11 protein-coding genes are annotated in these 14477 nt (G+C 69.5%); 3 read left to right on the top strand and 8 right to left on the bottom strand.

Going from position 1 to position 14477, the window contains the following annotated elements; translation table 11 throughout:
• Nucleotides 1-96: 96 nt before the first annotated feature.
• Nucleotides 97-2616, bottom strand: coding sequence for an FxSxx-COOH system tetratricopeptide repeat protein (gene fxsT, locus ACIBVN_RS35505; RefSeq protein ID WP_397144030.1), 2520 nt, complete (start codon nt 2614-2616; stop codon nt 97-99).
• Nucleotides 2617-2813: 197 nt separating this feature from the next.
• Between fxsT and ACIBVN_RS35500 the strand changes: the two genes are divergently transcribed.
• Both ACIBVN_RS35500 and ACIBVN_RS35495 read left to right on the top strand, forming a co-directional pair.
• Nucleotides 2814-2972, top strand: a complete 159-nt coding sequence (locus tag ACIBVN_RS35500) for a hypothetical protein (protein ID WP_349450000.1) — start codon at nt 2814-2816, stop codon at nt 2970-2972.
• A 166-nt stretch (nt 2973-3138) separates the two neighbouring features.
• The gene (locus tag ACIBVN_RS35495; RefSeq protein ID WP_397144028.1) at nt 3139-5166 is read left to right on the top strand and encodes a tetratricopeptide repeat protein; all 2028 of its coding nucleotides are present in this window, start codon (nt 3139-3141) and stop codon (nt 5164-5166) included.
• 24 nt (nt 5167-5190) lie between these two features.
• Here the strand turns inward: ACIBVN_RS35495 and ACIBVN_RS35490 are convergent, their stop codons facing one another.
• Complete coding sequence (locus ACIBVN_RS35490) at nt 5191-6420, bottom strand: MFS transporter (RefSeq protein WP_397144026.1); 1230 nt, start codon at nt 6418-6420, stop codon at nt 5191-5193.
• Nucleotides 6421-6689: 269 nt separating this feature from the next.
• Here ACIBVN_RS35490 and ACIBVN_RS35485 point away from each other — a divergent pair, with 269 nt between their 5' ends.
• Nucleotides 6690-7475, top strand: coding sequence for an aminoglycoside N(3)-acetyltransferase (locus tag ACIBVN_RS35485; protein WP_397144024.1), 786 nt, complete (start codon nt 6690-6692; stop codon nt 7473-7475).
• A gap of 46 nt (nt 7476-7521) precedes the next feature.
• On the opposite strand, the gene ACIBVN_RS35480 is transcribed toward ACIBVN_RS35485, so the two are convergent.
• The 6 genes from ACIBVN_RS35480 to ACIBVN_RS35455 form a co-directional block, all read right to left on the bottom strand.
• Nucleotides 7522-7995, bottom strand: coding sequence for a GNAT family N-acetyltransferase (locus tag ACIBVN_RS35480; protein ID WP_397144022.1), 474 nt, complete (start codon nt 7993-7995; stop codon nt 7522-7524).
• Nucleotides 7996-8145: 150 nt separating this feature from the next.
• Complete coding sequence (gene dapB / locus ACIBVN_RS35475; RefSeq protein WP_349449995.1) at nt 8146-8883, bottom strand: 4-hydroxy-tetrahydrodipicolinate reductase; 738 nt, start codon at nt 8881-8883, stop codon at nt 8146-8148.
• Between the two features lie 66 nt (nt 8884-8949).
• On the bottom strand, nt 8950-10263 hold the full coding sequence (locus ACIBVN_RS35470; RefSeq protein ID WP_397144020.1) for a M16 family metallopeptidase: 1314 nt from the start codon (nt 10261-10263) through the stop codon (nt 8950-8952).
• A 91-nt stretch (nt 10264-10354) separates the two neighbouring features.
• Complete coding sequence (locus tag ACIBVN_RS35465) at nt 10355-12739, bottom strand: polyribonucleotide nucleotidyltransferase (RefSeq protein ID WP_397144018.1); 2385 nt, start codon at nt 12737-12739, stop codon at nt 10355-10357.
• A 301-nt stretch (nt 12740-13040) separates the two neighbouring features.
• A complete protein-coding gene (gene rpsO, locus ACIBVN_RS35460; RefSeq protein WP_132592555.1) occupies nt 13041-13310 on the bottom strand; it encodes a 30S ribosomal protein S15 in 270 nt (89 codons plus the stop codon).
• Between the two features lie 162 nt (nt 13311-13472).
• On the bottom strand, nt 13473-14399 hold the full coding sequence (locus ACIBVN_RS35455) for a bifunctional riboflavin kinase/FAD synthetase (RefSeq protein WP_397144016.1): 927 nt from the start codon (nt 14397-14399) through the stop codon (nt 13473-13475).
• Nucleotides 14400-14477: the final 78 nt, after the last annotated feature.

Here is a 14477-nt window from a genome sequence, read left to right as displayed (position 1 = left end):
ACTGTGATCTTGGTCGACACTGTTCTAGCAGGGGCTCTGTTGCTGTTTCCGCCGATTTGACGACACCACGAAATCGCTAACTAAGTGGTCTTGGGTCTAGATGGGCGGCGGGTCGAAGTCGCTGTTGAGCCGCTCGCCGGCGAGCACCGAGAGGGTCTCGGGGTGGTCGCGCCCGAGCACCGCGTCCAGCCGCCGCGTCGTGTCCGACAGCAGCTGCTCGGCCTCCTTCTCCGCCCCCGTGGCCCGCAGGTCGAGGCTCAGGTTGGCGGCGCACACGAGGCTGAGGTAGTGGTCGGGGTGGAAGGACGCCCGGATGCGCCGGAGGTTCTCCTCGCCCAGGCGGCGGGCCTCGTCGTGCAGGCCGAGCGCGGCCAGGTCGTTCTGCAGGTTGATGGCGCAGCTGACGGTGTAGTCGTGGTCGCGCCCGAGCCGCTCGGTGAGGCCGGCCAGGGCCCGTTCGCTGATCTCGCGTGCTTTGGCGGGGTCGCCGTTCAGGCGCGTGAGCAGCGCCAGGTTGAGGTTGCACGCGTGGGTGAACGGGTGCTCGCTGCCGAACACGTCGGGATAGTGGTCGAGCCCGCGCTTGGCCATCCGCAGCGCCTCTTCGAGATCGCCGTCGGCGCGCAGTGCGTTGGACAGGCCGATGGCCGCGGCCATCGTGTCGGCGTGCACGTCTCCGTACAGCCGGTGCAGACGGGTGTGGGTGCTCTTCATGAGCTCCAGTGCCTCGCCCAGCCGCCCGCTCCTGCGCAGGGAGATCGCGTAGTCCTTGGCAGCCAGCAGGGTGATGGGGTGGTCGTCGCCGAGCTGCGCCACGCCGTACGCGTACGCCTCCTCGGCCACGTCGGTGGCCACCTCGAACTGGCCGCTCAGCCGCACGGCGCGGCTCAGGTTGCTCCATGCGGTGAGCAGGACGCGGCGCCCGATGCCTTCGCGGCTGCTCATGTGGAGGTACGCCTCCTGGAGCAGTTTGCTGGCCGTGTCGTAGTCGCTCGTCAACGCATAGTCGACCGCCAGGTTGTTACGGGCCTGCAGAGTGTCGGGGTCCCGCTCGCCGGAAGCCCGCTCGTATGCCTCGAGCAGCTCCTGGTCGCCCTGCCGTGCCTGGAAGAACTCACCACGGCCTCGAAGCGCCGCCGCGTAGCTCTTCTTCGCCCACAGCGTCTCCGGACGGTCGGGACCGAGCTCCTCGGTCATCACCTGCAAGGTCTCCGACATGAGCTCGGATGCCCTGGTGTAGAAGGTCAGGCCCAGGTAGACGAGGCCCAGGTGGATGCGGGCCTTCAGCACGTCGGCATGCCGGGGGCCGCTGTCCTGCGTCCACTTCGCGATGTACTGGTCAAGCAGCGCCTGCGCCTGCTTGTAGCTGCCGCGCACGTACAGGTAGCGCACGAGGTCGAGGGCGAACTTGCGCACGGCCGGCACCGTGCACTCGATGAGCCCGGAAGGCTCCAGGTGGGCCGCCAGCTCCTCGAACCGGGACCACCTGGCCGTGTCGTCGGGGTCGCTCGGGGCGGTGCCCGCCAGCAGCATGTGCACCTCGTGGCGCAGCTCCTCGCGGTCCTCGGGGCTGGTCTCGTCGCGGAGCAGCGCCTGGTTGAGGCGGTGGACCTGGAGGGTGCGGGTGGACGGCTCCACCTTGACCAGGGCGAGGCGCTCGAGGTTGCTCAGCGCGTTGGTGAGCATGATCGGGTCGGACAGGATCTGCGCCAGCCGCGGGCCCACCGCCTGGTTGCCCCGTCGGAAGACGTCGCGCGGGATGGGCTCGGGGCCGAAGAACGCGCAGCAGCGCAGCACCTCGACCGCCGCCGGGACGCGGTCTTCGAGCTGCGAGACCGACACCTGCCACGCCGCCGTCATGGACTGCGGATAGGTCGGCGACTTCTCCAGGTTGAGCACGGCGCCCGTCCGCTTCTTCACCAGGCCGACGTACTCGTCGACCGGCATCAGCGTGCGTGACAGCAGGGCGGCGGCCTGCTCCAGTGCGAGCGGGAGGTCGCCGAGCACCTCCGCCACCTGGTTGGCCTCCGGCTCGGTCACCGCGCCTGCCAGGCGCTTGAGCAGGAACGCCATGCTCTCCTCGCGCTTGAACACGTCGACGGCGACCGTGTCCTCGTAGTCGCTCCAGCGCGAGTTGCGGGAGGTGATGATGACGTGGCCCGTCCCTCTGGGGATGTAGTCCTTGATCAGGTCGGGTTCCTCGGCGTTGTCGAAGATCATCAACCAGCTGCGGTAGGGCACCCCGCTCTGCAACGCGCGCAACACCGACTGCGCCGCCTGCTCCACCCCGGTGCTGGTGGCGGGCGGCAGGCCGAGCGCCGTGGCCATCGCGGCCAGCGCCGACGGCACGAGCATGGGCTGGTCGGCCGAAACCCACCAGACCAGGTCGTAATGGGTGCGGTACTGCCAGGCGTACTCGACGGCGAGCTGCGTCTTGCCCACACCGCCGAGACCCTGCAGCGCCATGGGCTGCGCCACCACGGCGGTCACGGGGCTGATGCTCTTCCTCAGGGCGAGCAGCAGGTCCGCACGGCCGGTGAAGTTCGGATTACGCTTCGGGACCCGTTCCCAGACTTGCGGCGCCCTCGCCGCCATGGAGTGCGAGTTTTCCGACACGTCGATCCTCCGCTCCGCACCCGAACAGGTTCGATATCTGTATGGCCCCATCGTAAAGGTTGATTAGTCGGGCGGATTATCACAGAATAAATACACATAAAAAATCTTGCTCGACCTGTCGGGCGGGACCTGTACGCACGCTCATAAGCGCCCACATGTCACCCGGCATTCGGGTGACCGAAAAGGACGGAGTGCACATGCGTGACGGGCAGTATGGCTCAGGCAAGCTGATCGACGTGACAGCGGTCTCCCTGCGCAATCTCCACGAGATGGACAGCGCCGCGCTCCGGGAAGTGCTGACCTCGTGCCTGACCGACGACAAGGAGCAAATGGCGCGCTTCTCGAGCTCCATTTAAGACAGACTCCGCACATCCCACCAGCGAGCCTGAAACCGGGCACGCCCGGGCGACAATTCGTCTCCGCGGGTGGGTGTGCCGGCCGCGCCGGACGTGCAAGGATATCGATCTCCTTGACCGTCACGCAGGAAATGTGCGATGAAACGCGGCTGCGGAGGGGATCGCCATGACGACTTCCGGCATGGGTGCGCAGGCGGCGCCGGGACCGTACAAAGGTCCGCGCGCTTTTCGCGCCGAGGACCGCCATCGATTCTTCGGGCGTGGCGCCGAATCCCACGAGGTGCGAAAGCTCTGGCGGGAGCAGCGGCTGACCGTCCTGTACGGCGCCTCGGGGATCGGGAAGACCTCGCTGCTCCAAGCGGGCGTCGTGCCGCTGTTCAGTCCGGGCGAGGCCGACATCCTCCCGCTCGGCCGGGTGTCCTATGGGTCTTCCTTTCCGCGGGCCGCGCTGCCTGCCCACAATCCGTACGTTCTCGCGCTGCTGATGTCGTGGACGCCGCCGGCGCCGCCCACCCGGCTGACGGGCATGACGATTGCGGCGTTCCTGCGGTCCCGGCCGGTCAAGCGCGACGCCTTCGGCGAGCCGACGCCCGTCCTGATGGCCATCGACCAGGCCGAGGAGCTCTTCACCGGCGGGCAGCGGCATCAGCCGTACCGGCGCTGGTTCTTCGGCCAGCTCGCCGAGGCGCTGAGCGAGAACCCCCACCTGCGCCTGCTGATGTCGATCCGCGCGGACCGGCTCGCCGACCTGCTGAAGCACGAACGCGAGCTCGCCCGCCTCGTGCTGGACGACCGGGAAAGCGACGACTCGGGCCTGGAGCGCTACGCCCTGGACGCGCTGAGCTTCGACGGCGCTCTGGAAGCGGTCACCAGGCCGGTGGAGGGCACGGGGCGCGCGTTCGCCGAGGGCGCGGCCGAGCAGGTGGTGCGGGACCTCATCGCGATCAGGGCACGGTCGGGCAGCGGGCAGCGGGCGCAGGCGGTGGAGCCGGTCCAGCTGCAGGTGGTCTGCGAGTCACTGTGGAGATCTCTGCCCCCCGAGACCGCCGAGATCAAAAGGAGCGATGTGCTCCGGTACGCCGACAAGGCGCTGTCCGAGCACTATGCCAGGGAGATCCGGGCGATCGCCGTCGAACGGTTCAACGGCGACGCGCGCCGGCTGACGACCTGGCTGCGGCTGACCTTCCCCGGCCGGGCCGGGGGTGGGCCGCAGGCCGTCAGGCAGAGCGCGATCAGGTCGGCGGGGGTCGGCAAGACCGTGATCGCCCTGCTGGTGAAGCGCCGTCTCCTCCGGGCCGACGAGCATCTGGGCAAGAGCTCGTACGAGCTGGCGTACGACCGGCTGCTCCAGCCGGTCAAGCAGGACGAGCAGAGCGTGGAGGCCATCCCCGTCGAGCTGCGCTCCACGGACTGCCTGCGCGAGGCGGAGGGCGCGCTGCGCGAGGGCGATCTCTTCCTGGCGGCCAGGCTCGGCGAGGAGGCGCTGGCCCGTGCGCATGAGCACGACCTCACGCTGCGCGCGCAGATCGAGTCGCTGCTCGGCAACGTCGCCCATCAGCACGGAGACCTGGACGAGGCCATCGCCCACTACGGCACGGCCGCCAAGAGCTTCGAGACCGCCGGGACGGCGTCCGCCGTCGGGCCCCTGCTCACGGCCATCGGGAGGCTGCGGCTGGCGCAGGGCTCGCCCGCCGCGGCCGTACGCGAGCTGCACGCCGCGATGATCCGGGTGCCGGCGGATCTGACGATCCAGACGGAGCTGGCCTGGGCGCTGTGGCAAGGCGGACACCCGGACGCGGCCGTGGGCGTGCTCAACGGCGTGCTCGACAGGGAGGGCAACAACATCGACGCCCTGCTCGGCCGCGGCCAGATCCTGGCCGGCATGGGCCGGCCGCAGGCCGCGCTGCGCGATCTCGACCGGGCTGGGCCGCTGCGCTGGCCGTTCGCCAAGGTCGCGCACGCGCTCGCGCTCGCGCAGACCGACAGCATGCAGGAAGCCCAGCAGGAGATGGTGGAGGCCCTGACCGAGGCCATGGACCACGGGCCGGTGCTGCTGTACGCGGCGCGCGTGGAGGAGCTGGCGGGCAAGACCGCCTCAGCCGCGGCGCTGGCCCAGCAGGCCATCGCGGCCTCGGCCCCCGCGATCCCCGAGCACATGACCGAGGACGCCCGGCGGCTGGCCGGCGTCGGGTGAGCGCCCCGGCCGTCAGGCGGCGCTTCAGGGCGAGGCCGGGACCAGGTTGTCGCGCAGCACCCGCATGCGGGTGGCCGGCACCGCCACGCACAGCATCGCGAGGAGCAGGACGAACGAGCCGCCCGCCACGCCGAACCAGGTCACCAGGAAGCCGCCCAGAGGCGCCGCGAGGCAGATCGCGCCGTGGGACGTGAGCCGGGAGACGCCGACCACGCGGGCCAGGGTCTTCGGCGGGATGCACTCCACCTCGATGGCCCTGATGCACACGTTGCTCACGGCCCCGCCGAATCCGGTGATGAACAGCGCCATGGCGAAGAAGACCGGCCGGACCTCCAGCATCGCGCCGAATGCGGCAGTGGACAGCGCCCCGACCCAGACCCACATGTGAACGAGCAGGATGGAGCGCATCGGCCGCCTGAGGTAGGGGGTCATGGCCGCCCCGACGGCTCCCCCCACTCCGGCGGACGCCAGCACGAGCCCGACCGTCAACGACGTGACGCCGCTGGAACCGGCCACGAAAATCATGATCATCGCGTTCACCATCAAATTGGTGATGGCGATGAGCGTGACCGAGGCACGCAGGAACGGCTGGTGTCTGAGCGCCCGGAACCCGGTCAGCAGGTCGCGCTGCAGCGGCGGACGCGCCGGTCGCCGGGTGGGGCCCGCGCGCATCCCGAAGAACATGAAGAAGGACACGGTGAAGAGCACGGCGTTGACCGCGAACGGCATCAGATGTCCCAGCCCGAACAGGTAGCCGCCGAGCGGCTTGCCCGCGAGCGAGGCCAGATGGCTGGCGCTCTCGGTCCTGGCCAGCGCGTACCGCAGACCGGTCCGCTCCACCAGGGACGGCACCAATGACATCTCCGCCAGCATGTAGAGCACCCACATCGCGCCCTCGACGAGCGCGGCCAGGATCACGTGCGGCAGCCACACCTCACCCAGGAACAGCGCCACGCACACACTGGCCACGGTCAGCCCGCGCACCGACTCGGCGAAGAGCACGATCGAACGAGGCGGTATCCGGTCGACGAGAACCCCGCCGGGGACGTAGAGGATCAGGATCGGGAGCGTCAGGGCGAATCCGGTCCAGCCCGCCGCTGCGGGCGACCCCGTCACCGCGAGGGCCAGGAGCGGATAGACCACGCCGAGAGTGCGGGTGCCGATCGTGGAGATGGCCGATCCCGCCCAGACTCGGACGAAGTCCGCCGTCCAACGAGGCGGCGAGCCGCGCCGCTCCGCGTCAGTTCCTTCCACGCCCCCGCCCCAGCCGCTTCCCTCGGGCCACATGACCTCTGCGTCATCAATACGCGCGGGAACAGCGACATACTGCTTGCAATTGCATGGACGGGAAAACGTTGACCAACATATTGGCGCTGCAGCCCGTAGAAGTATAGCCAGCTAACGTGCAGGTGGGGGCCATTCTGGCCCGCCTTATTCCATACGCTTACTGACCAAATCAGACTTTATATGGAAACTATCGCACAATAGGAGCAATGGCCGCTCAGATGATGATCTCACACCCTATGATCGACAATGCCCGGTTAGCACGCGACCTCGCCGCCCTGGGGATCGGCCCCGGGCAGGTCGTGCTCGTGCATTCCGCGCTCAGCCGCATCGGTCACGTCGAGGGCGGCTCCGACACGGTGGTCGCGGTGCTCCGCGCGCTGCTCGGCGACGACGGCACGCTGGCCGTGCCCAGCGGCACCTCCGCCAACTCCGACACCTCGCCGCATTACCGCAGCGCCACCGCGGGGATGAGCCCGGAGGAGATCGCCCGTTACCGCTCCGCGATGCCCGCCTACGACCCCCGGTCCACCCCGTCCACGTCGATGGGCCGGATCGCCGAATGCGTACGCAGCCTGCCCGGCGCCCTGCGCAGCGCCCATCCGCAGACGTCCTTCGCCGCCGTCGGATCGCGGGCGGCGGAGATCACCGGCGGACACGCCCGCGACTGCCTGCTCGGCGAGCGCTCCCCGCTCGCCCGGCTCTACGACGCCGGCGCCCTGGTCCTGCTGCTCGGCGTCGGCTACGACAAGTGCACCACCTTCCACCTGGCCGAATACCGCTACACCAGCGATCCGCCCCGGCGCGGCTACCGCGCCGTGGTCGACGACGGGCGGGGACCTGAGTGGTGCGAGTTCGTGGACGTGGACGTGGACGTGAGCGACTTCGAGGCGCTGGGCGCGGACTTCGACAAGACCGGCGCGGTGCGGCGCGGGCGCGTGGGCGCGGCCGAGGCCCGCCTGTTCCCGCTGATCGCCGCCGTGGACTACGCCGTCGACTGGTTCGCCGCCCACCGCGGGAGCTAGCGGCGCAGAGCGGCGCCCATCGCCGGAGAATTGGTCGCCGCCCGAACTAGCGGCGCATCACCACGCGGGGCGCCACCTCGATGCCCAGCTCGCGCTCGTGCTCGACCACCGCGCGCAGCTCCGGCCCCCACTCCTCCTCGGGCATCACCGAGAAGCCGTGCCGCGCGTACCACGGCGCGTTCCAGGGCACGTCCCGGTACGTCGTCAGCGTCACGGCAGGTGCCCCGGCGGCCCGCGCGTGGTCGATGACCGCCGCCATCAGCCGCCCGCCGATGCCCTGGCGCATGCTCTGCGGATGCACGGCCAGCTGCTCCAGGTGCAGGTTGCCGTCCACCCACCCGACCAGCGCGAACCCCGCCGGAGGCGTCCCCTCCACCAGGACGGCCCCGGGATCGTCCACCTCTTCGATCATGGTCGTGCCGGGCGGGAACACGATGCCCACCTGCTCGAAAAGCTTGTCCGCCGCCAGCTCCACCGCGGCCAGCCCGGCCAGCTCCCCCGCCTCAGCCCATCGCACCATGCCGACACGATCTCATGGGTCAGGCGGATCTTGCCGCTCAATATTAGTGTTTGTGCTCGTAGGCTCGGCTGTGCGGAGCCGGGACCCTCTCCTCACGACGTGCCCACGACCGCCCGGTGGTGGGCACGTCGTGTGCGGCCATAGGCCGCTTCAGAGGTCGAGGAGCGGCTCGAGGCCCAGGGTGAGGCCAGGCAGCTCGCGCACCCGGCGCACGCCGAGCAGCACGCCCGGAGTGAAGGCCGCCCTGCTCATCGTGTCGTGCCGGATCGTGAGGATCTCGCCGTCGCCGCCCAGCAGCACCTCCTGGTGCGCGATCAGCCCGGACAGCCGCACCGCGTGCACGTGCACGCCCCCCACGTCGGCCCCGCGGGCGCCGTCGAGCGCGGTGCTCGTGGCGTCGGGCATCTGCCCCAGCCCGGCCTTGGCCCGCGCCTCGGCCACCAGCTCCGCCGTGCGCCGGGCCGTGCCGGACGGCGCATCGGCCTTGTTGGGATGGTGCAGCTCGACGATCTCGACGGACTCGAAGTAGCGGGCCGCCTGCTGGGCGAAGTGCATCATGAGCACGGCCGCGATGCCGAAGTTGGGCGCGATCAGGCAGTGGGTGCCCGGAGAGTCGGCCAGCCACCCGCGCACGCTCTCCAGCCGGCCCTCGTCGAACCCGGTCGTCCCCACCACCGGGTGGATGCCGTGCCGGATCGCCCATTCGAGGTTGCCCATCACCACGTCGGGATGGGTGAAGTCGACCACCACCTCGGCGCCTTCGAGCCCCTCGATGGAGTCGTCCTTGTCGAGCGCGGCCACCAGCTCCATGTCGGTGGCCGCCTCGACCGCCTTGCACACCTCGACGCCCACCCTGCCGCGGGCGCCCAGCACACCTACCCTGATCACAGGGCAACCCTATACCAGACCGCCGTCACACTGTTTTGGCTGCTCAAGGCGGTCCATGCAGGTTTCTCACTGACGAACGGCGTCAGAGAAGTCCTTGTCGCCGTACGGACCGATCACGGCGAGCGTGAGCGGCCGTTCGAGCACGTCTCTGGCCACCGCGTCGATCTCGTCGGGGGTGACCGCCTCGATGCGGGACAGCACCTCGTCCACCGACATCAGCTCGTCGTAGACCAGCTCGTTCTTGCCGATGCGCGACATGCGCGAGCCGGTGTCCTCCAGGCCGAGCACGAGCCCGCCGCGCATCTGCCCCTTGCCCCGCATGATCTCGTCGGCGCTCAGGCCCTGGGCTATCACCCTGGACACCTCGTCCCGGCAGATCTTGAGCACGTCGTCGATCTTCGACGGCAGGCAGCCCACGTAGATGCCGAACTGTCCGGTGTCGGCGTAGGCCGAGGTGTAGCTGTAGGCCGAGTAGGCCAGGCCGCGTTTCTCCCTGATCTCCTGGAAGAGCCTGGACGACATGCCGCCGCCCAGGGCCGCGTTGAGCACGCCTAGCGCGAACCTGCGGTCGTCCGTACGGGACAGGCCGGTCGTGCCGAGCACCAGGTTGGCCTGCTCGGTCGGCCGGTCGAGCACCCGCACGCCGGAGCGCGTCTCGGCACCCGGGCCGCTGGTGCGCGGCGGGGCGAACTCGGCGGGGCCGCCCAGCGCGCCGGCCCGCTCGTACGCCCTGGTGACCAGCTCGACGACCTCTTCGTGCCGTACGTTGCCCGCGACGGACACGACGGTGCGGCGGGGCCGGTAGTAGCGCTGGTAGTACTCGGCGATCCGCTCCCGCGCGAGCGCGTTGATCGAGTCGACCGTGCCGAGGATGGGCCGGCCGATCGGCGAGTCGCCGTAGAGGGCGGCGGCGAACTGCTCATGCACCACGTCGGAGGGATCGTCGTCGTGCATGGCGATCTCCTCGAGGATCACGCCGCGCTCGGACTCGACGTCCTCCTCCGTGACGAGTGAGCTGGTCACCACGTCGGCGAGCACGTCGACCGCGATCGGCAGGTCCTCGTCCAGCACGCGTGCGTAGTAGCACGTGTACTCCTTGGCGGTGAAGGCGTTGATCTCACCGCCGATGCCCTCGATGGAGGCGGAGATCTGCATCGCGTCGCGCGTGGGGGTGCCCTTGAACAGCAGGTGCTCGAGGAAGTGGGTGGCCCCCATGTGCTCCGGGGCCTCGTCGCGCGAGCCGATGCCGACCCACATGCCGACCGCGACACTGCGCACGGTCGGCATGGTCTCGGTCACGACGCGCAGCCCACCGGGGAGGACGGTGCGCCTCACCACCCCGGCGCCGTCCCTGCCGGGGTGCAGCGTAGTGGTGCTCACTGAGCCTCCGAAATGCCGCCGCGTCGTCGTCCAGTAAGACCGGCGGTGAGCCCCTCCGAGAGGGGCTCACCACCGTGGTTCGTCAGCTCGCTCACGAGTTGCGGTCATCCGAGTCGTTGCTGCCGCCGCGAGTGCGGACGCGGGTCCGGGTACGGCGAGGCCGCTCCGGCTTCTCCTCGGCGGCCGACTCTGCGGCCTCCTCCGCAGGCGGGGCCTCCGTGTCCTCGGCTGCCCCGGCGGCCTTCGCCTCCTTCTCGGCGGCCTTCGCCTCCTTCTCGGCGGCCTTCGCCTCCTTCTCGGCGGCCTCCTTCTCGATGACCTCGACCGGCACCAGCGAGAGCTTGCCCCGGGCGTCGATCTCGGCGATCTCGACCTGGATCTTCTCGCCGACGCTCATCACGTCTTCGACGTTCTCGATGCGCTTGCCGCCGTGCAGCTTGCGGATCTGCGAGACGTGCAGCAGGCCGTCCTTGCCGGGCAGGAGCGAGATGAACGCGCCGAAGGCCGCAATCTTGACGACCGTGCCGATGTAGCGCTCGCCGACCTCCGGCATGTGCGGGTTGGCGATGGCGTTGATCGCCGAACGGGCCGCCTCGGCGGACGGGCCGTCGGTGGCGCCGATGTAGATCGTGCCGTCGTCCTCGATGGTGATCTCGGCGCCCGTGTCGTCCTGGATCTGGTTGATCATCTTGCCCTTCGGGCCGATGACCTCGCCGATCTTGTCGACCGGGACCTTGATGGTGATGATGCGCGGCGCGGTCGGGTTCATCTCCGCCGGGGAGGCGATCGCCTCCTGCATCACGTCGAGGATCGCCAGGCGGGCGCCCTTGGCCTGCTTGAGCGCGGCGGCCAGCACGCTCGCGGGGATGCCGTCGAGCTTGGTGTCGAGCTGCAGCGCGGTGATGACGTCCTTGGTGCCGGCGACCTTGAAGTCCATGTCGCCCATGGCGTCCTCGGCGCCGAGGATGTCGGTCAGCGTGACGTACGTGTCGCCCTCGCCGATCAGGCCCATCGCGATGCCCGCGACCATCTCCTTGAGCGGCACGCCGGCGTCCAGCAGGGCCATCGTGGACGCGCAGACCGAGCCCATCGAGGTGGAGCCGTTGGAGCCGAGCGCCTCGGAGACCTGGCGGATGGCGTACGGGAACTCCTCGCGGGTCGGGAGCACCGGGATCAGCGCCCGCTCGGCCAGCGCGCCGTGACCGATCTCGCGGCGCTTGGGCGAGCCCACCCGGCCGGTCTCACCGGTGGAGTAGGGCGGGAAGTTGTAGTTGTGCATGTAGCGCTTGGTGCGCTCCGGGTTGAGCGTGTCGATGACCTGCTCCATGCGGAGCATGTTGAGCGTGGTGATGCCCAGGATCTGGGTCTCGCCGCGCTCGAACAGCGCCGAGCCGTGCACCCGGGGCACCACGTGGACCTCGGCCGAGAGGGCACGGATGTCCTTGGTGCCGCGGCCGTCGATGCGGACGCCCTCGTTGATGACCCGCTCGCGCATGAGCTTCTTCATCACCGAGCGGTACGCGGCGGAGATCTCCTTCTCCCGCCCCTCGAACTCGGGCAGGAGCTTCTCGGCGGCCAGCGCCTTGACCTTCTCCAGCTCGTTCTCGCGCTCCTGCTTGCCCGCGATCGTCAGCGCGGCGGCCAGCTCCGTCTTCACCGCGGCCTCGACCGCGGCGTAGACGTCGTCCTGGTAGTCCAGGAAGACCGGGTATTCGGCGGTCTCCTTGGCGGCGACCTGCGCGATGCGCGACTGCGCCTCGCACAGCACCTTGATGAACGGCTTGGCCGCCTCCAGACCCTGCGCGACGGTCTCCTCGGTGGGCGCGACGGCGCCCTCGGCGACCAGCTTGAGCGTGTCCCTGGTGGACTCGGCCTCGACCATCATGATCGCGACGTCGCCGTCGCCGAGCACGCGGCCCGCCACGACCATGTCGAACGTGGCCCGCTCCAGCTCGGGATGGGTCGGGAACGCCACCCACCGGCCGTCGATGAGCGCGACGCGCACCCCGCCGATCGGGCCGGAGAACGGCAGCCCGGCGAGCTGGGTGGACAGCGACGCGGCGTTGATCGCGACGACGTCGTAGAGGTGGTCGGGGTTGAGCGCCATCACGGTGGCGACGACCTGGATCTCGTTACGCAGGCCCTTCACGAACGAGGGGCGCAGCGGCCGGTCGATCAGGCGACAGGTGAGGATCGCGTCCTCGGAGGGACGGCCCTCCCGGCGGAAGAACGAGCCGGGGATGCGACCCGCGGCGTACATGCGCTCTTCGACGTCGACCGTGAGCGGGAAGAAGTCGAAGTTCTCCTTGGGCGACTTCGAAGCGGTGGTGGCTGAGAGCACCATCGTGTCGTTGTCGAGGTAGGCGACGGCGGAACCCGCCGCTTGGCGTGCGAGACGACCGGTCTCGAACCGGATCGTGCGTGTGCCGAATGCGCCGTTGTCTATGACGGCTTCAGCAGTGTGGACACCCTCCACGGGGGACCTCCTTGTAGTCGGTCTCCCGCGCCCTTTTCACCGGCACCCTCGTTAGGTGCAGCGCCGGTCTTCGATCGAAGCGCCCGGTCACATTTCACTGTCAAATTCCTACCGGAAGCCACTACCGAGGACCGGCCCGCAGGCGTCGCGGGTCGCATGGTGCTGAGCGGACGCGGGGGCTGTGTGTCTCGGATCTTCAGTTGTACGCCAGGCGCGACGGCGTTTCCATGCCGCCACGCGCCCGGCCATATGGCTCTACCCATATGAGAAGGGAGCGGCGCGTTCGCCGCTCCCTTTCATGTTATCGGCGCAGGCCGAGCCGCTCGATGAGCGAGCGGTAGCGCTGGATGTCGACCTTCTGCAGGTACTTCAGCAGGCGACGCCGGCGACCGACGAGCAGAAGCAGGCCACGACGGCTGTGGTGGTCGTGCTTGTGCGTCTTCAGGTGCTCGGTGAGCTCGCTGATGCGCTTGCTCAGCAGTGCGATCTGCACCTCGGGCGACCCGGTGTCGCCTTCGGCCGTCGCGTATTCGCTGATGATGGACTTCTTGGCAGCGGTGTCGAGGGACACGGCTCTCCTTTGAGCTACAGGCACGCGCGAATGAAATTGAGAGTGCGAACGACCGTGCGTGCCTACAGTCGCCGCGGTGAAGGCCGTCATGGGCAGCGCGCAGCGCCGCCGCTACAGAGCCGACATGCAAGGCTACCACTTCACCGGGAGTACTCGGACGACTCAGCTTGTGAGGCGGCGGGCGGCCTCGACATCGGCGTGGATCTGAGCGATCAGCGCGTCGATGGACTCGAAGCGCGTGTTGCCACGCAGCCGCGCGGCGAACTCGACCGCCACGTGCACTCCGTACAGCTCCAGATCATCGCGATCCAGCGCATAGGCCTCGACCGTCCGCGGCACCCCCTCGAACGTGGGGTTGGTGCCGACCGAAATCGCCGCCGGCCACCGCTCGCCCGCGTAGAGCGCGGGCAGGTTGGCCACCGGCACGCACTCCAGCCACCCCGCGTAGACCCCGTCGGCCGGGATGGCGGTGTGCTGCGGCGTCTCGACGTTGGCGGTCGGGAAGCCCAGCTGGCGTCCCCGCTGGTAGCCGCGCACGACCACGCCCTCGACCCGGTGCGGCCGCCCGAGCTGCTCGCGGGCGCCTACGACGTCGCCCGCCACGAGCCGCTCGCGGATCGCGGACGAGGAGATGCCGTCGAGCATGGGCACGACCTCCACCACAAAGTCGTACTTATCGCCCAGCGTCCGCAATGTCTCGACATCGCCGCTCGCCTGGTGCCCGAACACGAAGTCCTCCCCCACCGCCACGACGGCCGCCCGCAGCCGCTCGGCCAGCACGTTCTGGGCGAAGTCGTCCGGGCTCGTCCGCGACAGGCCGAGGGTGAACTCCACCACGTCGATCTCGTCCACGCCCAGCCCGTCCAGCAGCTCGGCCCTGCGCCGCAGGCTGGTCAGCCGCTGCGGGTGCGACCCGGGACGCACCACCTCGTCCGGATGCGGCTCGAACGTGACGGCCACGCTGCGCAGCCCCCGCTCACGGGCGATGGCGACGGCACGCTCGGCCACCCGCTGGTGCCCGCGGTGGACCCCGTCGTACACACCTATGGTGACGACAGACCTTTCCGAACCCTGCACGCTAGGCCCCATTCGCTCGTGGCGGATCAATCCGACACAAGCCTGCCACGCGCGTCTCTATTCCCGGCAATCGAGGGAGATAGGATCGGG

Origin of the sequence: Nonomuraea sp. NPDC049400 (genome assembly GCF_044466425.1) — a bacterium.
Classification (GTDB): Bacteria; Actinomycetota; Actinomycetes; order Streptosporangiales; family Streptosporangiaceae; genus Nonomuraea.
Note: the sequence above shows the minus strand (reverse complement) of the source record. Positions and strands in the feature narration are given on the sequence as shown.

Coding starts and splice junctions, on each gene's coding strand:
- ACIBVN_RS35500 (WP_349450000.1), top strand. CDS start 2,814: ATGCGTGACGGGCAGTATGGCTCAGGCAAGCTGATCGACGTGACAGCG.
- ACIBVN_RS35495 (WP_397144028.1), top strand. CDS start 3,139: ATGACGACTTCCGGCATGGGTGCGCAGGCGGCGCCGGGACCGTACAAA.
- ACIBVN_RS35485 (WP_397144024.1), top strand. CDS start 6,690: ATGATCGACAATGCCCGGTTAGCACGCGACCTCGCCGCCCTGGGGATC.
- ACIBVN_RS35480 (WP_397144022.1), bottom strand. CDS start 7,995: ATGGTGCGATGGGCTGAGGCGGGGGAGCTGGCCGGGCTGGCCGCGGTG.
- ACIBVN_RS35455 (WP_397144016.1), bottom strand. CDS start 14,399: ATGGGGCCTAGCGTGCAGGGTTCGGAAAGGTCTGTCGTCACCATAGGT.